Source organism: Collinsella sp. UBA1693 (assembly GCF_002320115.1).
Taxonomy (GTDB): Bacteria; Actinomycetota; Coriobacteriia; order Coriobacteriales; family Coriobacteriaceae; genus Collinsella; species Collinsella tanakaei.
The window spans coordinates 30678-50075 of record NZ_DCJT01000010.1; the positions used below are offsets into that span (position 1 = coordinate 30678).

The window sequence follows — 19398 nt, forward strand, 5'->3', positions numbered from 1 at the left end:
GCAGTTCATTTTATCGCGTTCCGGGGCCATTGTTTAAAGGTTTGCAGCGGTTCGACTTTCGCGGTTTTAACCAATTGTCCTAGTCAAACAAGCTCGGCATGTCGTCTTCCTTCATGAGGGCGCCGGCACACGGCAGGCTCTGGGCGGTGAACTTCTCCGCGGAGACGCCGGCCCCCAGCACCTCCTCGGCCGTGCTCACGGTGGTGACGATGCGGCCCTTCTTGGCCGTGAACGCTTGGACGCCTTGCGTGTTGGTGGTCGTCTTGGTCTTGAGCAGCGACGTGTTGAAGCTCATCAGGCGGTAGTCGCTCGAGACTAGCGCGATGTCGCGATCCTCCTTGAGCACCTGGGCGTACAGCAGCTTGGATCCGCCGTAAATGGCGTTCTTGAGGCGCTTGCGGTTGGTCTTGGTGACGTAGCCCGCGAGCGCGACGCGCACGGCGCGGCCGTTCTCGAAGATGAACAACGCGTCGGCCTTGTAGTCCTCGGGGTCGATGACCCAGATCGCGCTCTCGTCCGCCTCCATTTCCAGGTCGGTGGGCAGATACGATCCCAGCTGCGCGGATTTGGTGTCCTCAAATGCCGCGACTTTGCACTTGTACACCTGGCTCTTGTTGGTGAACACTAACAGCTCGTGCGTGTTGGCGGACGGGAACTCGATGAAGGGTTCATCTCCATCTTTATATTTGAGCGCAGCGCCCTTGCGAAGCACGCGGTCCGTCATCTTCTTGAGGTAGCCCTCGCGCGAGAGCATGATGGTGACCGGGTACTCCTCGACCTCGGGCTCCAGGCTTACTTCGATAACGTCGGACGGCTCGATCCTGCCCGTGCGGCGCGGCATGACGTATTTCTTGTTGACTGCGGCCAGCTCGTCGGAAATGACCTTCTTGATGTTGTCCTCGCTCGAGAGGATCTCCTCCAGCTCGGCGATCTCGCCCTCGAGCTTCGCGATATCCTTGGTGCGGTTGAGGATGTACTCCTCGTTGATGTTGCGCAGCTTGAGCTCGGCCACGAACTCGGCCTGGGTCTCGTCGATATCGAAGCCGCGCATCAGGTTGGGGACCACCTCGGCCTCGAGCTTGGTGCCGCGGATGATGGCGATGGCCTTGTCGATGTCGAGCAAGATCGCCTCGAGGCCGTGCAGCAGGTGCAGGCGCTCGGACTTCTTGCCCAAATCAAAGTTCACACGGCGGCGCGTGGATTGGACGCGCCATGCGACCCACTCGTGCAGGATCTGGCGCACGCCCATGACGCGCGGGTAGCCGTCGACCAACACGTTGAAGTTGCACGAGAACGAGTCCTGCAGCGTGGTGGCGCGGTAGAGCTTGGCCATGAGCTTCTCGGGGTCGACGCCGCGCTTCAGATCAATGGCGATACGCAGGCCGGAGAGGTCGGTCTCGTCGCGGATGTCGGCGATCTCGCGTACCTTGCCCTCCTTGGAGAGCTTGACGATACGGTCGATGATGACATCGGTCTTGGTGGTATAGGGGATCTCGTAGACCTCGATGATGCGCTCTTCGGGGATCCAGCGCCACCGCGAGCGGATCTGGAAGCTGCCCAGGCCCGTCTCGATGATGCGCTCCATCTCTTCGCGACGGTAGATGATCTCGCCGCCGGTGGAGAAATCGGGCATGGGCATGTACTCGAGCAGGTCGCAGTCGGGGTCCTCGAGGAAGTGCATGGTGGCGGTGCATACCTCATTGAGGTTGAAGCCGCAGATGTCGGAGGCCATGGCCACGCCGATGCCCTTGTTGGCCGAGACCAGGATGTTGGGGAACGTGGTGGGCAGCAGGCGCGGCTCCTTCATGGCGCCGTCGTAGCTGTCGATAAAGTCGACCGGGTCCTTGTCGATGTCCTTGAAGATCTCGGCGCAGATGGGGGAGAGCTTTGCCTCGGTGTAACGCGAGGCTGCGTAGCTCAGGTCGCCCGAGTAGTACTTGCCGAAGTTGCCCTTCGACTCCACGAACGGCGCCAGCAGCGCCTCGTTGCCCGTGGCGAGGCGCACCATCGTCTCGTAGATGGCGGCGTCGCCATGCGGGTTGAGCTTCATGGTCTGGCCCACGATGTTGGCGCTCTTCTGGCGGTCGCCCTTGAGCAGGCCCATCTTGTACATGGTGTAGAGCAACTTGCGGTGCGAGGGCTTGAAGCCATCGATCTCGGGGAACGCGCGCGAGACGTTGGTGCTCATGGCGTAGGGCATGTAGTTGGTCTCGAGCGTTTCCGTGATGGGCTGTGCCGTGACCTCCGAGTGCAGGCCGATGACGTTATCGGCGTTGACCTGCTTCTTTTTGTTGGGGGTGTTGGTTTTCTTCTTAGCCACGATTTCCTCTTGATGCTTCTTGGGGGCCTGTGCTGCGGTTCAAGCGGGTTCGCCCGGTGACGGGCGACGGACCTTACTGCAGGTCCAGCTGGTCGAGATATTCCTTGCCGTGCTCGGCGATATGGCGCTTGCGTCCCGCCTCGTCGTTGCCCAGCAGCAGGTTGAACATGGACTCCATCTTGGCCACGTCCTCGGGCTCCACCTTGATCAGACGGCGCGTCTCGGGGTTCATTGTGGTGAGCCACATCATGTCCGGGTCGTTCTCACCAAGACCCTTGGAGCGGTTGATGGAGCACTTCTGGTCGCCGATCTCTGCCAAGACATCGTTTTTCTCGAGCTCGGTGTAGGCGAAGTAGGTTTTCTCCTTGCAGTTGATCTCGTAGAGCGGCGACTCGGCGATGTATACGTAGCCCTCGTCGATAAGCGTGGGCACCAGGCGGTAGAGCATCGTCAAGATGAGCGTACGGATGTGGTAGCCGTCGACGTCGGCGTCCGTACAGATGATGACCTTGCTCCAGTTGAGGTTATCAAGATCGAAGGCGCCCAGGTTCTTGATGCGCTTGTCTTTGATCTCCACGCCGCAGCCCAGTACCCGCATGAGGTCCATGATGACGTCGGACTTGAAGATGCGCGGGTAGTCCTCCTTTAGGCAATTGAGGATCTTACCGCGAACGGGCATGACGCCTTGGAACTCGGCATCGCGCGAGGTGCGGATGGCGCCCGCCGCCGAGTCGCCCTCTACGATGTAGACTTCGCGGCGGGTCTTGTCCTTGGAGCGGCAGTCGATGAATTTCTGCACGCGGTTGGCCATGTCGGTCTTCTGCTGCAGGTTGGTCTTGATGCTCTGGCGGGTCTTCTCGGCGTTCTCGCGCGAGCGCTTGTTGATGAGCACCTGCTCTAGGATCTTGTTGGCGGCGTCTTTGTTCTCGATCAGGTAGGTCGAGAGGCGCTCCTTGAAGAATGCCGTCATGGCCTGCTGGATAAAGCGGTTGTTGATGGCCTTCTTGGTCTGGTTCTCGTACGAGGTCTGGGTGGAGAAGCAGTTGGTCACCAGCACCAGGCAGTCCTGGACGTCCTGCCACTTGATGCCGCTCTCGTTTTTGTTGTACTTGCCCTGTTGCTTGATGTAGGCGTCGATTGCGCTGGTCAGCGCGCTGCGGGCGGCCTTCTCGGGCGAGCCGCCGTTCTCCAGCCACGAGGAATTGTGGTAATACTCCTGCATCTGGAAGGTGCGTGAGAAGCACAAGCAGGCCGTGATCTTGACGTTGTAGTCGGGCAGGTCCTCGCGGTCGCGGCCGCGGCGGTCTGCTTCGATGAAGAAGGGTTCGGTGAGGTAGTCGGCGCCCACTTTCTCGAGCACATAGTCCTCGATGCCCTTGGGATAGCAGAAATCCTCTTCGACGAACTCGCCATCGTTGCCCTCGATGCGCAGGCGGAAGGTCACGTTGGCGTTGACCACGGCCTGGCGGCGCATGGTCTCGCGATACCACTCGTGGGGGATGCTGATCGAAGTGAAGACCTCCAGGTCCGGGCGCCACTTGATGGTGGTGCCGGTGCGATCTTCATCTGAAGGCTCGATCTCGAGCGCCTTCTTCTTGGCACCCACGACCTTGCCCTTCTTGAAATGGAGGGAGTACTTGTTGCCGTCGCGCCAGACCGTGACGTCCATGTACTCGGAGGCGTACTGGGTCGCGCAGGAGCCCAGGCCGTTGGTGCCCAGCGAGAAGTCGTAGTCACCGCCCTCGTTATTGTTGTATTTGCCGCCGGCATAGAGCTCGCAGAAAACGAGCTCCCAGTTAAAGCGCTTCTCGGACGGGTTCCAGTCGAGCGGGCAGCCGCGGCCGTTGTCCTCGACCTGAATGGAGCCATCGCGGAAGGCGGTGAGGGTGATGAGCTTGCCGTAGCCCTGGCGCGCCTCGTCGACGGCGTTGGACAGGATCTCGAAGGCGGCGTGCGCGCAGCCGTCGAGCCCGTCCGAGCCGAAGATAACGGCGGGGCGCAGGCGTACGCGTTCCTCGTCCTTGAGCTGACGGATGCTGTCGTTGCCATAGTTTGCGTTGTTCTTTGCCATGCTCGCTCTCTCGGTGGTTCCCTTTTGCGTCTATGTAGCCATAGATGAATACCGTAGCATAGCCCAGCTCGCATTGGGTCTCGTCCAATCGAAATCCATCGAACAAATGTTTGTGTATAGCTTCGTTCGGGGAGTTTTTGCCGAGCGAGATGATCAGAGCACGTGGGGCTTCTTTATAGAGAGGGTGCACGCATATGCACAAGAAAGCTCAAGGAGCGCTCCTGCATTCTTGAGGCGGATTTACGCTTCCAGTGCGTTGTACGCCTCATCATCCACGGGCTCGAGCCACTCGTTGGAGCAGTCCTCGCCAGGGAAGCCAAAGGCCAGGTGGCTGAACCAGCAGCCTGCCTTGGCGCCGTGCCAGTGCTTGACGTTCGCGGGGATCTCCACGATGTCGCCGGGCACAAGGCTCTGGGCGGGCTTGCCCTCTTCCTGGTACCAGCCCTCGCCCTCGACGCAGATGAGTACCTGGCCGCCGCCCTTCGCGGCGTGGTGGACATGCCAGTTGTTGCGGCAACCCGGTTCGAACGTCACGTTGTGGATGGGCAGGTAGGCGCTCTCGTCGGTAAGGGGCTTGAGGTAGCTCTGGCCGATGAAGTACGGTGCAAATGCCTCGTTCTTTTCGCCCAAGCCAAAGAAGCCGCCGTGCCCCTCCGTCTCTGCCGCCTCGTCGGCGTAGACCTCCTTTGCCATGTTGAAGGCTGCCCAGGCGTTGGGCCAGCCGGCGTAGAAGGCGATGTGGGTGAGGATCTCGGCCATCTCGGACTTGGTGACGCCGTTTTTGCGAGCGCTCTGGAGGTGGTAGGCAAGCGAGCTGTCCACGATGCCCTTGCCGAGGAGCGCGCTGACGGTGACGATCGAGCGCAGCTTGAGGGGGAGCTTGTCGTCGCGGTTCCACACCTCGCCGAACAGGATGTCGTCGTTGAGGTGCGCGAACTCAGGGGCGAACTCGCCCATGGCGTCGTGTCCTGCGGTCTGCTTGATGGTCATTGTTTTACTCCTTTGATTGGCAGTCGATTTGCAATGTGTGGATAAGGTAATCAAGGGTTTCCAACTGGCGTTGCTCCGCATGCATGCGCTCGAGCACTTCGCGCCTGTATCGTTTAAGCCGGCAGATGCGGGCACACGCGCTGGACAGACCCTCAAGCTCTTGGATGAGGTCCTCTTGGCACCCGGCATCGCGCAGGTTCGCCATGGTTTTCTCGTCCACGGCTTTTACCTTGTGAGTTTGACGTTGGTGGTGCCGGCAAGAGGAGCCTCGCCGGGGCGGCCCTTGGGCCCCACGAGTGCATGGGGCTCGTAGAGCTCCTCCAGGAAGTCGATCTCGGCATCGCTGAGTTCAAGGTCGAGCGCCGCTACGGCATCGTCGACGCGCTCGGGTTTTGAGCAGCCCACAATGGGGGACTCGATGCCGCGTGCCCAGTGCCAGGCGAGGGCGACCTGCGACATGGCAACGCCGTGGTCGGCGGCAACCTTGGCGACGCGCTCCACGATGGGCATGTCGATGGTTCGATCGTGGTCGTACTTACTCGCCATGGTCTTGTCGGTTGTGCCGCGCGTGCTCTCGCTCTCCCACGTGGGGCGGCAGAGGTGGCCGGACGCCAGGGGGCTGTAGGGGGTGATCGCCATGTCGAACTGGCGGCACACGGGGATCATTTCGCGCTCGTCCTCGCGATAGAGCAGGTTGTAGTGGCATTGCATGCTGGTGAACTGGGCCCAGCCGTTTGCAAGGGCGATATCCTGCAGGTTGTGGAGCTGGTAGGCGTACATGGCGCTCGCGCCCAGGGCGCGGACCTTGCCCTCGCGGACGAGGTCGTTCAGTGCCTCCATGGTCTCCTCCATGGGCGTGTCGTAGTCGAAGCGGTGGATGATGTAGAGGTCGAGGTAGTCGGTGCCCAGGCGCTTGAGCGAGCCCTCGATCTCGCGCTTGATGGCCGCAGCGGAGAGCCCGCCTTCGTTGAAGTGGACCTTGCTGGCGAGCACGACGTTCTCGCGAGCAACGCCCAGGTCGCGCAGGGCTGCTCCTATGTACTCCTCGCTCGTGCCGAAGCTGTAGCAGTTGGCGGTGTCGATGAAGTTGATGTCGCGGTCGAGCGCGCGCTTGATGACGGCGCGGGTCTCGTCCGGACCGACGGTCCACTGGTGGAAGTCTAGGCTGGGGGCACCAAAGCTCATGCCGCCTAGGCAAAGCGGGGAGATTTTGATGCCGGAATGGCCAAGGGTGGTGTAGCGCATGATGCCGCCTTTCTGCTGCGTGTGTGTTGAGATTTACGGTATAGGTCTTGACTGGTAATGTTAAATGCCTATATGTACTATCTTGATATACAAACTTCGCATGGCAGAACCGGGGCGGCGTTTCGCCTTGGAGCCGCGTCGCGGCTGGTGTGCAACACGGTTGAAGAAAAGGGGCATCTATGGAGTTGCGAAGCCTTCGTTATTTCCTTGCGGTTGCTCGCGAGGAGAACATGACCGAGGCGGCGAACGTTTTGCACGTGACGCAGCCAACGCTTTCCCGTCAGATTGCCGACTTGGAGCGCGAGCTGGGAGTGGAGCTGTTCGAGCGCACCAACAGGTCATGCGTGCTTACGACCGATGGCATGCGATTGCGCCAACGGACGGAAGAGATACTCTCGCTTGTAGAGCAAACCGAGATGGAGATGGCAGAACGCGAGCTGGGAATCATGGGCAACATTCGCATTGGCGCGGGGGAGACCAGGGCGATACGGACGGTGCTTGACGTGTTCGCCGGCTTGCGGCGCGACCATCCGGATGTGACGATTGAGCTGTATACGGGCAACGCCGATGCGGTTGAGGAACGTCTGGAGCGCGGTCTTTTGGATTTCGCGCTGCTTCTTGAGCCGGTTAATTTGGAGAAATACGAGTGGGAGCGCATGCCAGGGGAGGACCGCATGGGCGTGTGCGTGGATGCCGACGGAGCCTGGGGAAAACTCGAGGTGGTGACGCCTGCGGACCTGGCGCGCATGTCGCTGCTGTTAAGTTCGCGCACAACGAACAAAGCCATGGACCTCGCCGCTTGGTCCAGCGGTGCGATCGATCCTGAAGCTTTGGACGTTGTGGGTCGTTACGATCTTATTGGCAACGCCTCTCATCTTTTGCGCTCGGGAGTGGCGTGCGCGATGGGTATCGACCATCTGTTTCAAGTTGATGGCGACTCGGGCTTGCGGTTCATTCCTCTCGACCCGCCTTGCAGCATCGCCTCGTACCTGGTGTGGAAGAAGTACCGCCTTCGCTCCCGCGCTTGCGACGAGTTTTTGCGGCGCATGCGCGAGGCCCTGGGCTAATCGTCTATATCGATCGGGCTATCGCTCGACATCGTATGGCCAGCTGTTGATACCACCGAACTCAACCACGTTTGTGTAGCCGAGGTCCGCCAACGTCTGAGACGCCTGTTTGCTGCGGTTTCCGCTGTGGCAGTACACCAAGATGGGCTGGTCCTTGTTGGGCAGGGCGCCTTCGGCGGCGTCCACCACCGTGTCGTGCGGCATCAGGATGGAGCTCGGGATGTGGCCCTGATCGTATTCTGCCTGCGTGCGCGCATCGAGGATGGCGTAATCCTCTTCCTCGTCCATCATTTTCTTGGCAGCCTCCGCGTCTACCTGTTGATATGAGGACGAGCTTTCGCTTTGGATGGCTGGCGTGCTGGCGCAACCGGAGAGGCCGACGAGGCCGGGGGCGGCGATTGCCGGCCTTGCGGTGATGTTGTTGCTTTTCGGCATGCTCTGGCGCGGGCGGACCGCGTGCTTTACTGTTGTTTTCCTGCACCCCGTCAAGGCACGCAAGAAAGAGGGGCCTCGCGTGCGGCTCACGCACGGCGCGCGGCACGCCCGCGCCCCCGCGTTGCGCGGCGCGCATGCGAGCGGGTGCGCTAGCACTAGGTTCTATCTGCTGATATTTACTTGATGTTTGGTTGAGGAGACTCGATGATCTTGTCGCTGGCCCCCATGGAGGGGCTTACCGGATATATGTTCCGTAACGTGCACGCGGAATGCTTTGGTCCGCTAGACCGCTACTACACGCCGTTTCTCGCCCCGCCGCACGTGGGTTCCGGCTTTGGCAAGAAGGCGTTCAAGGAGATCGACCCCAAAAACAACCAAGGGCTCAATGTGGTGCCCCAGCTGCTTACCAGAAACGCGGACGAGTTCGTGTGGGCGGCGCAGGTACTTTCCGAGTTGGGCTACACAGAGGTCAACCTCAACCTGGGGTGCCCGTCTGGAACGGTGGTGGCCAAGGGCCGCGGGTCGGGCTTTTTGCGCGACCTCGGTGAGCTGGAGGAATTCTTGCAAGATGTATGCGAGCGCTCGCCCATAGCCGTCTCCGTCAAAACCAGGTTGGGGCTGGTGCAAGACCAGGAGTACCGGCAGATCCTCGATCTGTACTGCCGCCTGCCCCTGGCAGAGCTCATCGTCCACCCGCGCGTGCAAAAGGACCGCTACCAAGGAGCCCCGCGCCAGGAGGCCTATGGCGAGACGCTGCGACGCGCGCCTTTCGCCGTGGCGTACAACGGCGACATTTTTAGCGTGGACGAGTATAACGCCCTGTGCGCGGCGTATCCGCAGACGCGCCACGTGATGCTGGGCCGCGGCGTGCTGGCGAATCCCGCCCTGGCGCGCATGGTGCGTGGCGGCGCGCCCGCTACGGCGGCGGAGCTCAAGCGCTTTCATGACAAGCTGTTCTCAGCGTATTTGGACGAGATGGGTGGTAACGCGGTTTTTCGCATGAAAGAGTGGTGGTTCTACGCCAAGTTCGCGTTCGCCGACCCGCTGGCGGTGCATCGCACGGTGCGCAAGGTCCGCCGCGTGGACGAGTACGAGCATGCAGCGGCAGGGGTCTTCAGCAGGGAGGCCTTCGCAGCCGTGCCGGTGTTTAGAGCGTAGGACGCACGATCGGCATTGGGCGGCGCCAGGCGGTGTGGGGCCGCACGGCCCGCGCCGGGCGTGAACGCTTACATGTGTCTAAGCGCTTCTTTACAATGCGCCGGGCACGCAGGGGTTCCCGGCGAGTCGCGCGGTCCTCTGACGTGCCGCCTTGCCGTTTGGCACGGCATGTCAACCGCTTGGGCATGGGGTTACGCAGGCATGACAATCCGATGTCACTTGTCGCTTAAAGTAGGCAGGGATTGCATTCGCCAACCATTTAAGGAAGGACTGCGCATGAGTAAGCCGATTGTTCGGAGGACCCTGTTCTCGCTGGGTGCCGCGGCGCTGATCGCCGGCGCCGTGACGGCGGCACCCGCGGGAGCCTACGCTGCCGGGGTTGCCGGCGCTGACGGCGCGTCAAAAGACGGCGCTGTTTCCATTGTCTTTACCAACGACGTTCACTGCGCTATCGATCAGCAGGTTGATAAGGACGGCAACGTGACCGGCATTGGCTATGCCGGCGTCGCGGCGTATGCCAACGCGCAAAAGAGTCTGTACGGCGCGGGCAACGTGACCCTGGTCGATGCGGGCGACGCCATCCAGGGCGGTCCCGTGGGAACGCTCACCAAGGGCGCGGCGCTGGTCCAGATCATGAACGCCGTGGGATACGACTACGCAATCCCCGGCAACCATGAGTTCGACTACGGCATGGACCAGTTCAACGCGCTGGTAAAGCAGGCGGGCGCCACGTACCTCTCCTGCAACTTCACCAAGCTTAACGCCGACGGTTCCAAGGCGAGCGTGTTCGCGCCCATCGCCATCGAGACTTACAAGGACGCAGACGTCGCCGCAGATGACGCGGACGGCGTGCTCAAGGTCGCCTACGTGGGCATCTCCACTCCCGAGACGCTTACCAAGTCCTCGCCCGCAAACTTCCAGGACGCTGCCGGCAACTACATCTACGGCTTCTGTCATGATGAAACCGGCGAGGCCCTGTACGCCGCGGTGCAGAGCGCTGTGGACGAGGCTCGCGCCCAGGGTGCCGATTACGTGGTAGCCGTGGGCCATCTTGGCATCGAGGGTACAACCTCGCGCTGGACCAGCGAGGCCGTTATCAAGCACACCGCCGGCATCGACGCCCTGATCGACGGTCACTCGCACGAGGCCTATGACAAGACGGTTGGTTCCGAGGTCGCGGCGGGTGCCATCCAGACGCTTGCCAACAGCGATGGCGACAAGGTGGTGCTGGTGCAGACCGGTACCAAGCTTGCCAACGTGGGCAACCTGGTGATCGATGCGGACGCGGCAGACGGCCAGGACGTTACCGCGCAGCTGGTCCCGGCGTCTGAGTGCAAGGACGAGGACGCCGCGGTCAAGAAGGTCGTCGACCAGGTGAACGGCGAGCTTGCTGACGTCCTCAACAAGGTTGTGGGCAAGACCGACGTGGCCCTTACCATTGTGGATGCCGACGGCGTGCGCCAGGTTCGCCACCATGAGACCAATATGGGCGACCTGGTCGCGGACGCTTACCGTGCCGCGGTTGGAGCCGATATCGCGCTGGCTAACGGCGGCGGCGTGCGCGCATCTATCGCTGCCGGCGACATTACCAACAACGACCTGCTCTCCGTTCAGCCTTACGGCAACGAGCTATGCCTGATCGAGGCTACTGGCCAGGAGATTCTGGATGCGCTCGAGATGGGCGCTTCCAACGCGCCGGAGGAGTTTGGCGGCTTTTTGCAGGTGTCCGGCCTTAGCTACAAGATCGACGCCTCCATCCCCTCGTCCGTAAAGACGGATGAGAACGGCAACTTTGTCAGCGTGGACGGAGAGCGCCGCGTGTTCGATGTCAAGGTGGGCGACCAGGCAATCGATGCCGCCAAGACGTATAAGGTCGCATCCCACGGATACATGCTGCTTGAAGGCGGCGACGGCCTCACCATGTTCAAGGACAACAAGGTGCTGCAGGAGAACGTGATCCTAGACAACCAGGCGCTTATCAATTACATCACCAACGACCTCAAGGGCGTGGTGGGCGAGCGCTATGCCAATGCCACCGGCGAGGGCCGCATCACGTACGCGACCAAGCCCGGCACCGACTTTAAGGACGTTGCCGCCACCGATTGGTTCGCCGGCGTGGTGGGCCAGGCGGTCGACGCCGAGCTGATGAAGGGGTATTCAGACGATTCGGGCGCTTCCACCGGCTTCTTTGGGCCTTATGACAACATGACGCGCGCGCAGGTTGTGACGGTGCTCTATCGTATTTCCGGCGATGCGACGCCGGGTGAGAAACCGGGTGCCAACAAGACGCCGTTTACCGATGTTGAAGATGGGGCCTACTACATCAACGCGCTCAACTGGGCGTATGAGAACGGACTTACCAGCGGATATACCAAGGCGAACGGCGAGATGGCCAACCTGTTTGGCCCTCACGACACGGTGACGCGCGAGCAGCTTGTCACGTTGGTCTGGCGCGCTGCCGGAGCGCCCGTAGCGACCAGCGACGATGCTTACCGTTCTTGCAAGGACGCCGGCAAGGAGTCCGTCTTCGCCGTCGATGCTCTTAAGTGGGCTGCCTCCAAGGGCATTTTGACCGGTTCGGTCGAGGCGGATGGGTCCTATCTCAAGCCTACGGCTTCCACCCTGCGCTGCGAGGGTGCGAAGGTGTTTGTGCTCGCCAAGGACCTCATCAAGGACGGTGCTAAGTAATCGGTTGCGGCGACCATCTTAGGGTGATCCTGGTCAAGCGGGCGCAAGCCATCTGCAGGCCGTAATCTTCCAAACGCAAGGGCGCTCCCGCTGTTGTTTGCGGGAGCGCCCTTTTTGTAACGGTTAGCTGCGCAAAGAAGGAGCGTTGGCTGTGGGGCTGGTCTCGTTGCGCCTGCGCCTGCGAACGGTCCATATGCCAATGAACGCCATGGTACCGCAGCCTACCAGCGTGAGGAGAAGGCCGGCGGTGAAGCCGGGAGAGCGGTAGGTGAGCTCGATGGTGTGGCTGCCGGTAGAGACGGGGATGGAGCTCATGCCTTTGTCGAACGCGGGCGATATAGGAACCTCGCTGCCGTCCACGCGGGCTTGCCAGCTTTTGTCGTAGGGTATGGAGAGCAGCAGGGTGGTGTCGCGCGCGGCCGTGTATATGCCACAGACGTGGCCGTCTTCAAACACGCTGGGGACAAGCTGTGCCTGTGAAAGGCTGTCATGGATGCGGGCGAACTCGTCCATATTAAGCGCGTAGAACAAGCAGCCCGTGCCAGCGGGGACGGCGCCGCCCTCATAGAACGGGTCGATGTTCACGGTATGGGTTGTGGCACTCTCCACAATCTGGCTGTTGACCTCGCGTACGTTGTTGGAGAAGCGCCATCCTTCCTTTATGAGGGGGCCTCCGTCGACACTGAATGAGACGGGGGAGTAGCTTCCCGCGGTTTCGCCGCGTACCACATAGGCGTAGCCAATGCTGTTTGCCGGAACGTTGACGGTCCAGCTTAGGCGTCCGTCTGCATCGTGTTGCGTGGCATCGATCTTTTGGTAGAGTTCAACCGTGGAGCCCGTGATTGCGGAGAACAGGGCGTTTTGGCGCTCGAATGGATTACCCCCATTGGGGATGGCGAGGCTGTTGTTTGCATCGACGCTTATGCCTAGGGAAAGCGCGTATGGGTTGTACGAAATGGAGGCGCCGTTACTTGGGGTTTCGATGCCGGTCGCGCGGTATCCTGCGGGCGTTCCCCAGGCGCCGACGTAGCGCACGCCAAGCAAACTATCCATTGCCAGCACGGGCGAAGCATAGACGGTTGAGAACTCCCCGACGCTGCTATATCCCATGCTGTTGAGGAACCGTATGGCGGCGGGGGAGTTTGCGGACGAATAGGACGAGAGCTGGTTGAAGCCGTGCGAGATGCCCTCGTTGAACGAGGCGCCGATTCTGTTGTACGTCTTGTCGAAGCGGTAGAAGGGGTCCGTGTCCGCTTGCTTGATTTGAGCGAGCTGCACGTCAGCCTCTTCAACGTAGGCGTTATGCTGCTCCTGCGTGTAGTTGTAATAGATCTTTCCCCATGCGGAGTGGGCGTTGAGTCCCAAATCGACGCATACGAGCAAAAGAAGGGCGGTCAGCGCTGCGTTCTTTGCAATGGGTGCCACTGGGGCATGAGCCGTTTCTTTCTTCGTGTTATTTGCTGTCGCGTGTGCGTATAGGTAATAAGCTGCGGTCCAGATGAGCAGGAAGGTGAACAGGAAGGCGGTTCTAGAATAAAACCCGTTTGGAACTCGCATACCGCACCATACAAACTGGAGGGCGCCAAAAATGCTCGATGCAGCCATGAACGCGAGGAATGCGAATGAGAGGAGCCTGAACTTCCAATCGACCTTTGGGGTGAGAAGGAAGCAGGCGGAAAGCACGAGTGGAATAACGCCTGCAAAGAATTGCGGTACCGTGTCCGGTGCCCATTGCGAGGGAAGAAAGCCCAGCAGGATTGCGTGGGGCGTGGTGACAAGTGGGGAAATCTGGGAAGAGCCAGAGCCTCCCAGCATAGCGAGTACGGTTGGAACGAATGTCCAAGAGGAGAGCAAAAGGCCAAGAACGATGGCGAATGTGAAGCGCCCTGCCCTGCCGGCGACCCAGCGAGCAGAGACGCGCGCGCCGGATGTTATGTGATCCGCCAGTTCGAAGAGGACGAACAGGCAGAGGAACAATAGCGTGATGTAGGCCATGTACCAGCAGGTGGTCACGTCAATGGCGACTATTGCGGCGAGGGGCGCAAATGAGCCGCCTATGATGAGCCTATGGCAGCACCAGGCGGCGAGCGGCAGGATGATGAGCGCGTCGAGCCAAAGCGGGTTGCGCAGGTTGGTTGCCGTCCAGGTCGACCAGGTGTAGCAAAGCCCAAGCGCGAGTGCCCACGCAGGGGAGAGGGAGAACCTCTTTTTGAGATACCAGGTCATGGCGAGTTGCATGCATCCTAGCTTGAGCGCGACGATGACGTAAATGGCAAGGGTGAGATGGTTTTGGTCGAACAACAGGGTCACCAGGTTAAACGGACTGGCGAGGTAGTAGCTGTAAAGCCCCCAGGTATTGGATCCCATGCCTTGGGCAAAGGAGTAAAAGATGCTTCCCTGTCCGCACAACAAGTTTCTGTACCAGGTAAAGAAGTCGATATATTGATATCTAAGATCGTCCGCCAAAAAGGATTGGGCCCCAAATGGGTACGTACCCGCTCAGACGGATTGCACGGCAAGCATGGTGATGGGCAGGGCGAAGCAGGCGGCCCAAAATAAAAGAGTCCTGCAACCGTTCTTATTCATCGATGTTGCTCTCCCTCACGATGTAAAGGGGGCGGTGCTTGGTCTCAAGGTAGGTCTTGGCAAGATATTGACCCATGATGCCAAGACAGAGAAGCTGAATGCCCCCGATGAAGATGATGATGCAGGCGAGTGATGGCCAGCCTTGGACGGCATCGCCGAACAGCAGTGCGCGAAAGAAGATAAAGATGAGGGCGATGAACGCGATTATGCAGAAAATCGTTCCCATAACAGAGGCGATCGAGAGCGGGACGGTAGAGAAGGCGACGATTCCATCGATTGAGTAAAGCAAAAGGGAGAAGAAGCTCCACTTGGTTTCTCCGGCGACGCGGTTCACGTTGACGTAGGGCAGTCACTTTGTTTTGAAACCAACCCAGCCGAATATGCCCTTGGAAAAACGGTTGTACTCCGGCATGGACAGAATTGCATCAACCATGGACCGGCGCATAAGGCGAAAGTCTCGTGCGCCGTCGACAATCTCTGTTTTGGAGATGCGGTTGACGAGGCGGTAGAACATCCGGGCGAAAAATGATCGGATGGGCGGCTCGCCTTGGCGCGTGGTGCGCCGCGTCGCCACGTTGTCATAGTCTTCCGTTTGGAGAATCTCAAACATTTGTGGCAAAAGGGACGGGGGATCTTGCATGTCCGCATCCATGGTGGCGACGTAATCGCCCGTGGCGTGCTGCAACCCTGCGAGAAGACCTGCTTCCTTGCCAAAGTTGCGCGAGAAGGAGACCCACTTGATGGCGAGGGAATCGTGCGCGCTCGCCTGCTCTTTCATAACGTCAAGCGTCCGGTCTGTTGAGCCGTCGTCGACAAGGATGACCTCGAAGGCGAGGGAGTGCTCGCCTTCCATCTTTTTCGCTACGCTTGAAAGCACCTTGAGAAAGAGCGGCAGGCTCTCTTCCTCGTTGAAGCATGGAACAACAACGGATAGAGTTTGCTGTGCGTTCAATGTGATACCCCCGAGTCACTGCGCGAGGCGATAGCGCTTTTATTTGCTGGTTTTTCAATCATTTAAGTATAGGCCTTGGCGTTTCGATTTGGCCAAACTGGCCATATACCGCCGCATGTAAGCTCGGGCGTCTCGGTTGCATGAGCGGGATACAATAAATGGGTTGCAAAACCGCCGCGGGCAGCCGTGGCCTGCATAGATAGGAGCGCCCATGTCCCAGGCCGTGATAGGTCTTGTCGCCCACGTCGATGCGGGCAAAACCACGTTGGCGGAGGCCCTTCTCTATCGAGCGGGGGTAATTCGCCGGCAGGGGCGCGTGGACAAGGGCGATGCGCACCTCGACACGGACGCCATGGAACGCGAGCGTGGCATTACGATTTTTTCGAAGCAGACCTCGCTGGATTGGGCGGGTGCGCACGTAATGTTGCTCGACACGCCGGGCCACGTCGACTTCTCTGCGGAGGCGGAGCGCACGCTGCGGGCGCTGGATTACGCTGTGCTCATCGTGGGCGCCAACGACGGGGTTGAGGGCCATACCGAGACCCTATGGAGCCTGCTTGCCCGATATAACGTTCCTGCCTTTGTTTTTGTAAACAAGCTCGATCTTGCCGCGGACGGCCTCGGTCCCGTTGTGGACGAGATGCATCGCCGCCTGTCGGCCTCGATTGTGGACGGCGCCGCGTTGGCGGCGTTGGCCGCTTCGGCTGGCGGGGCGGGGGAGGGCGCTGCCGCGCTTTTAGAAGACGTCGCGGCGACCGATGAAGACGCGCTGGATGAGTATCTGGAGAGCGGCTCGTTGTCTGTCGAGACGATTCGGCGGCTTATCGTCCAAAGAAAGGTCTTTCCGTGCTTTGCGGGGTCCGCGTTGCGCATGGAAGGTATCGAGGAGTTCTTGGACGGCGTGGTCGCGCTGATGCAGGAGAAGGCGTGGCCGGATGAGTTCGCCGCGCGCGTGTACCGCGTGAGTCGCGGGGCGCATGGCGAGCGCCTGGCCTGGGTCAAGGTCACCGGCGGCGTGCTGCGCGCCAAGGAGCAGTTGAGCGGCTTTGACCGTGGTGCGGCATGGAACGAGAAGGTCGACCAGGTGCGCATCTATGATGCCGACTCGTTTGAGATCGCGCGCGAGGTGCCGGCGGGGCGCGTGTGCGCGGTGACCGGATTGTCCCAGGTTCTGCCGGGGAGTGCTTTGGGCGCGGAGGCGCGTTTGGCCGAGCCCGCTCTGGTGCCCGTGCTTTCCTACAGCGTGAACGCCGCGGGTGCGGACGCTACCACGCTGGTGCAGGCGCTGAGAGAACTTGCGGATGAGGATCCTCTGCTGGGCGTTGCGTGGTACGAGCAGCTGCAAGAGGTGCACGTGCAGCTTATGGGGGAGGTCCAGCGCGAGGTGGTGGCGCGTCAGCTGTTGGATCGCTTTGGGCTCGAGGCGACCTTTGGAGCCGGCGGCATTCTGTATCGCGAGACCGTGACCGCGCCGGTGCGCGGGGCGGGCCATTTTGAGCCGCTGCGCCATTATGCGGAGGTTCAGTTGCTGGTGGAGCCGTCGGAGCGCGGAGCGGGCGTTGAGGCGGGCACCCGCGCCCTCGAGGATGACCTGGACCGCAACTGGCAGCGGCTCATCCTTACCCATGTGCTAGAGCGCGAACACCCCGGCGTGCTGACCGGTGCTCCGTTGACGGATGCGCGCATCACCTTGCTGGGCGGGCGTGCGCACCTGAAGCATACCGAGGGCGGCGATTTTAGGCAGGCAACCTACCGCGCTATTCGTCAGGCATTGATGACGGCACGTGAACAGGGGGCTTGCCAGCTGCTGGAACCGTGGTACCGCTTTAGACTGGGCGTTCCGGCGGACAAGGTGGGTCGCGCGCTTGCTGATTTGCAACGTATGGGCGCCGATTTCGATGCGCCGGTCGCCGAGGGTGACCGCGCGGAGATTGCGGGCGCGGCCCTGGCTTCTGAGATTGGCTCCTACGCGCTAGAGGTGGGCGCGTACTCGGGAGGTCGCGGAAGGTTGTTTTTGGAGTATGCGGGCTACCGGCCCTGCCATAACGCCGAGCAGGTTATCGCTGAGGCCGCCTATGATCCCGTGGCGGATCTTGCCAATACGCCAGGCTCCGTCTTTTGCAGCCATGGCGCGGGTTACAACGTGGCGTGGGACCAGGTTCCCGCGCAGGCGCACGTCGAGATCGACTTTGATCGGCTGCGCCCGTGGCGAAAGGCGGATGCGAGTTTCTTTGCGGGGTGAGGTGCGGCGAGTATCAGGCGATTCTCATGGAATAGTTGCTGTGAAAACGGGTCCTGAATGGTGCGCCCGCGCAGTTCTGAAGGATAATTGCATCGTTTTCAGAAAAGTGCGTGTATACCTGTTTTGCTGGTTGGCTTTACCAGGCGTTTCTTTGGGCAGCATGGCTGTCTACTTGGGGATAATCAAAATCGATGCAATTATCCGTCACAAATGCGTGCGGCATTCTGGAAAGAGCCGCGCACAGGCGCCTGACAAGCAGGGCGGAACGCAGGAAAAGCCCGTTGTAGTCACGAAACATGCCTGGAAATAGAAGGGGTCGCTGTGAAAGCCATCGCACATATTCATACAGACCTGCCGCAGAAGTTCGGCATTCCCCGTAACAGCTTTCTTGCTCCCCATCTGCAGGGGCGCATCGTTTTCGAGCCGGAGTTCGCACTGGACGCGGCGGTGGAGGGGCTCGACGAGTTCTCGCATCTATGGTTGCTTTGGGAGTTCCAAAACGGCACGCCGGGCGGGGCTGCGGCGGATATCGCCGCAGATCTAGCGACTAAGGATAAGAGCGGTGCCACGTCCAAGTGGACGCCTTCCGTGCGTCCGCCGCGCTTGGGCGGTGTCGAGAGGCGCGGCGTCTTCGCTACGCGCAGCCCGTTCCGTCCCAATCCTATAGGTCTTACCTGCGTAAAGCTTGATCATGTGGAGTTGACGCCGCAGGGTCCCGTGATCCATGTGCTTGCGGCGGACCTGCGCGACGGCACGCCCATTTATGACATCAAGCCCTATATTCCCTTTGCAGACTGCCATCCGGAAGCCACGGGAGGATGGATCGAGGACGCGCCCTGGCATGAGCTCGAAGTCGATTTTCCCGACCAGCTACGCGCTCGTTTTGCAGCGCTTGCGGAGGCATCTAAGCTCGAAGGTCTTATCGAAGTCCTGCACCAGGATCCGCGCCGTGCCGGAAGCAAGCACGAGCCCGACCGCGTCTATCATCTGGCATATGCCGGGCTTGATGTCGCGTTCACCGTGGATCGAGACGTGCTGCACGTTCTTGGAGTCGACTAGCGGTTCAACGCGTCTGCAATCGTTTGGGCAACAAATTGCGATCCAGCGGGCGAGGGGTGCACGCCGTCGGCCGCGTAAAACCAACTGGCGTCCTCCATCTGCGCCACGGCTTTTGCCATGTCGACAAAGATGGCGCCATGGGCGGCAGCGGCACGCAGAGATCCCTCATGCATGAGCTGACCCATCTGCGCGGCGCTCATGCCCAGCTTCTTCAGTTTGGCCGAGTCCTCTCGGTATCCCCAGGTTCCGTAGAGCACGGGCATCGCGTTGTGGTCGCGTGCCAGCTCGCATATTTTGGCCACCGCTCGCTCGTGTGCAGATGGGTTGGTTGCGGGCAGATGGCTCATATCCTGCGCGATCACGTAGTCAAAGCATCCGTGCCCTGCCTGAGTTCCATCGCCGTCCAGCGCTTGCAGAACGCGCGATCCCGTTTTGGTGAGAGGGTTGGAGAATTCTGCGAGTCGAGCGCCCCCGCGGGTGATGGCGACCACCTGCGCGTCGAGGAGACTTGCGAGGATGGTTGGCATGGCATTTGCCGCGGTGAGGCTGTTGCCCACCATAAGTATGGAGAGGCTCATGGGACTC

General features: G+C 60.6%; 15 protein-coding genes and 1 pseudogene. 5 read left to right on the forward strand and 11 right to left on the reverse strand.

The window, feature by feature from the left end:
* Positions 1 to 79 precede the first annotated feature (79 nt).
* The 5 genes from B3H65_RS04485 to B3H65_RS04505 all read right to left on the reverse strand — a co-directional run bounded on the left by B3H65_RS04485 (position 80) and on the right by B3H65_RS04505 (position 6626).
* On the reverse strand, positions 80 to 2320 hold the full coding sequence (locus B3H65_RS04485; RefSeq protein WP_286684294.1) for a DNA gyrase subunit A: 2241 nt from the start codon (positions 2318 to 2320) through the stop codon (positions 80 to 82).
* A 73-nt stretch (positions 2321 to 2393) separates the two neighbouring features.
* A complete protein-coding gene (locus tag B3H65_RS04490) occupies positions 2394 to 4391 on the reverse strand; it encodes a DNA gyrase/topoisomerase IV subunit B (protein ID WP_286684295.1) in 1998 nt (665 codons plus the stop codon).
* Positions 4392 to 4631: 240 nt separating this feature from the next.
* On the reverse strand, positions 4632 to 5381 hold the full coding sequence (locus tag B3H65_RS04495) for a carboxymuconolactone decarboxylase family protein (RefSeq protein ID WP_286684296.1): 750 nt from the start codon (positions 5379 to 5381) through the stop codon (positions 4632 to 4634).
* A 4-nt stretch (positions 5382 to 5385) separates the two neighbouring features.
* Positions 5386 to 5601: a hypothetical protein gene (locus tag B3H65_RS04500; RefSeq protein WP_286684297.1), complete on the reverse strand. Its 216-nt coding sequence runs from the start codon at positions 5599 to 5601 to the stop codon at positions 5386 to 5388.
* A 5-nt stretch (positions 5602 to 5606) separates the two neighbouring features.
* Positions 5607 to 6626 (reverse strand): aldo/keto reductase, encoded by a 1020-nt coding sequence (locus B3H65_RS04505; protein WP_286684298.1) that lies wholly within the window; start codon positions 6624 to 6626, stop codon positions 5607 to 5609.
* 179 nt (positions 6627 to 6805) lie between these two features.
* Between B3H65_RS04505 and B3H65_RS04510 the strand changes: the two genes are divergently transcribed.
* On the forward strand, positions 6806 to 7693 hold the full coding sequence (locus B3H65_RS04510) for a LysR family transcriptional regulator (protein WP_286684299.1): 888 nt from the start codon (positions 6806 to 6808) through the stop codon (positions 7691 to 7693).
* 18 nt (positions 7694 to 7711) lie between these two features.
* Here the strand turns inward: B3H65_RS04510 and B3H65_RS04515 are convergent, their stop codons facing one another.
* Positions 7712 to 8128 (reverse strand): rhodanese-like domain-containing protein, encoded by a 417-nt coding sequence (locus tag B3H65_RS04515; protein ID WP_286684300.1) that lies wholly within the window; start codon positions 8126 to 8128, stop codon positions 7712 to 7714.
* Positions 8129 to 8332: 204 nt separating this feature from the next.
* Here B3H65_RS04515 and B3H65_RS04520 point away from each other — a divergent pair, with 204 nt between their 5' ends.
* Both B3H65_RS04520 and B3H65_RS04525 read left to right on the forward strand, forming a co-directional pair.
* Positions 8333 to 9286 carry a tRNA dihydrouridine synthase gene (locus B3H65_RS04520; RefSeq protein ID WP_286684301.1) on the forward strand — a complete coding sequence of 318 codons (954 nt, stop codon included), beginning with the start codon at positions 8333 to 8335 and terminating at the stop codon, positions 9284 to 9286.
* Positions 9287 to 9562: 276 nt separating this feature from the next.
* Positions 9563 to 11974, forward strand: a complete 2412-nt coding sequence (locus B3H65_RS04525) for a 5'-nucleotidase C-terminal domain-containing protein (RefSeq protein WP_286684302.1) — start codon at positions 9563 to 9565, stop codon at positions 11972 to 11974.
* Positions 11975 to 12097: 123 nt separating this feature from the next.
* Here the strand turns inward: B3H65_RS04525 and B3H65_RS04530 are convergent, their stop codons facing one another.
* The 4 genes and pseudogenes from B3H65_RS04530 to B3H65_RS04545 all read right to left on the reverse strand — a co-directional run bounded on the left by B3H65_RS04530 (position 12098) and on the right by B3H65_RS04545 (position 15512).
* A complete protein-coding gene (locus B3H65_RS04530) occupies positions 12098 to 13399 on the reverse strand; it encodes a YfhO family protein (RefSeq protein ID WP_286684746.1) in 1302 nt (433 codons plus the stop codon).
* A gap of 48 nt (positions 13400 to 13447) precedes the next feature.
* Positions 13448 to 14458: pseudogene (locus B3H65_RS04535) on the reverse strand (YfhO family protein); the annotation flags it as partial.
* 94 nt (positions 14459 to 14552) lie between these two features.
* Positions 14553 to 14849 (reverse strand): hypothetical protein, encoded by a 297-nt coding sequence (locus B3H65_RS04540; RefSeq protein WP_286684303.1) that lies wholly within the window; start codon positions 14847 to 14849, stop codon positions 14553 to 14555.
* 60 nt (positions 14850 to 14909) lie between these two features.
* Positions 14910 to 15512 (reverse strand): glycosyltransferase family 2 protein, encoded by a 603-nt coding sequence (locus tag B3H65_RS04545; RefSeq protein WP_286684304.1) that lies wholly within the window; start codon positions 15510 to 15512, stop codon positions 14910 to 14912.
* A 211-nt stretch (positions 15513 to 15723) separates the two neighbouring features.
* Between B3H65_RS04545 and B3H65_RS04550 the strand changes: the two genes are divergently transcribed.
* Complete coding sequence (locus B3H65_RS04550; protein WP_286684305.1) at positions 15724 to 17754, forward strand: GTP-binding protein; 2031 nt, start codon at positions 15724 to 15726, stop codon at positions 17752 to 17754.
* 321 nt (positions 17755 to 18075) lie between these two features.
* Complete coding sequence (tsaA, locus tag B3H65_RS04555) at positions 18076 to 18813, forward strand: tRNA (N6-threonylcarbamoyladenosine(37)-N6)-methyltransferase TrmO (protein WP_286684306.1); 738 nt, start codon at positions 18076 to 18078, stop codon at positions 18811 to 18813.
* Here tsaA and B3H65_RS04560 read toward each other — a convergent pair.
* A complete protein-coding gene (locus B3H65_RS04560) occupies positions 18810 to 19391 on the reverse strand; it encodes an SGNH/GDSL hydrolase family protein (RefSeq protein WP_286684307.1) in 582 nt (193 codons plus the stop codon). The two genes, tsaA and B3H65_RS04560, sit on opposite strands and share 4 nt — an antisense overlap.
* Positions 19392 to 19398: the final 7 nt, after the last annotated feature.

Bases quoted from the DNA above. Each gene is read 5' to 3' on its own strand.
- B3H65_RS04490 (WP_286684295.1), bottom strand. From the start codon at position 4,391: ATGGCAAAGAACAACGCAAACTATGGCAACGACAGCATCCGTCAGCTC.
- B3H65_RS04495 (WP_286684296.1), bottom strand. From the start codon at position 5,381: ATGACCATCAAGCAGACCGCAGGACACGACGCCATGGGCGAGTTCGCC.
- B3H65_RS04505 (WP_286684298.1), bottom strand. From the start codon at position 6,626: ATGCGCTACACCACCCTTGGCCATTCCGGCATCAAAATCTCCCCGCTT.
- B3H65_RS04510 (WP_286684299.1), top strand. From the start codon at position 6,806: ATGGAGTTGCGAAGCCTTCGTTATTTCCTTGCGGTTGCTCGCGAGGAG.
- B3H65_RS04515 (WP_286684300.1), bottom strand. From the start codon at position 8,128: ATGCCGAAAAGCAACAACATCACCGCAAGGCCGGCAATCGCCGCCCCC.
- B3H65_RS04520 (WP_286684301.1), top strand. From the start codon at position 8,333: ATGATCTTGTCGCTGGCCCCCATGGAGGGGCTTACCGGATATATGTTC.
- B3H65_RS04525 (WP_286684302.1), top strand. From the start codon at position 9,563: ATGAGTAAGCCGATTGTTCGGAGGACCCTGTTCTCGCTGGGTGCCGCG.
- B3H65_RS04550 (WP_286684305.1), top strand. From the start codon at position 15,724: ATGTCCCAGGCCGTGATAGGTCTTGTCGCCCACGTCGATGCGGGCAAA.
- B3H65_RS04560 (WP_286684307.1), bottom strand. From the start codon at position 19,391: ATGAGCCTCTCCATACTTATGGTGGGCAACAGCCTCACCGCGGCAAAT.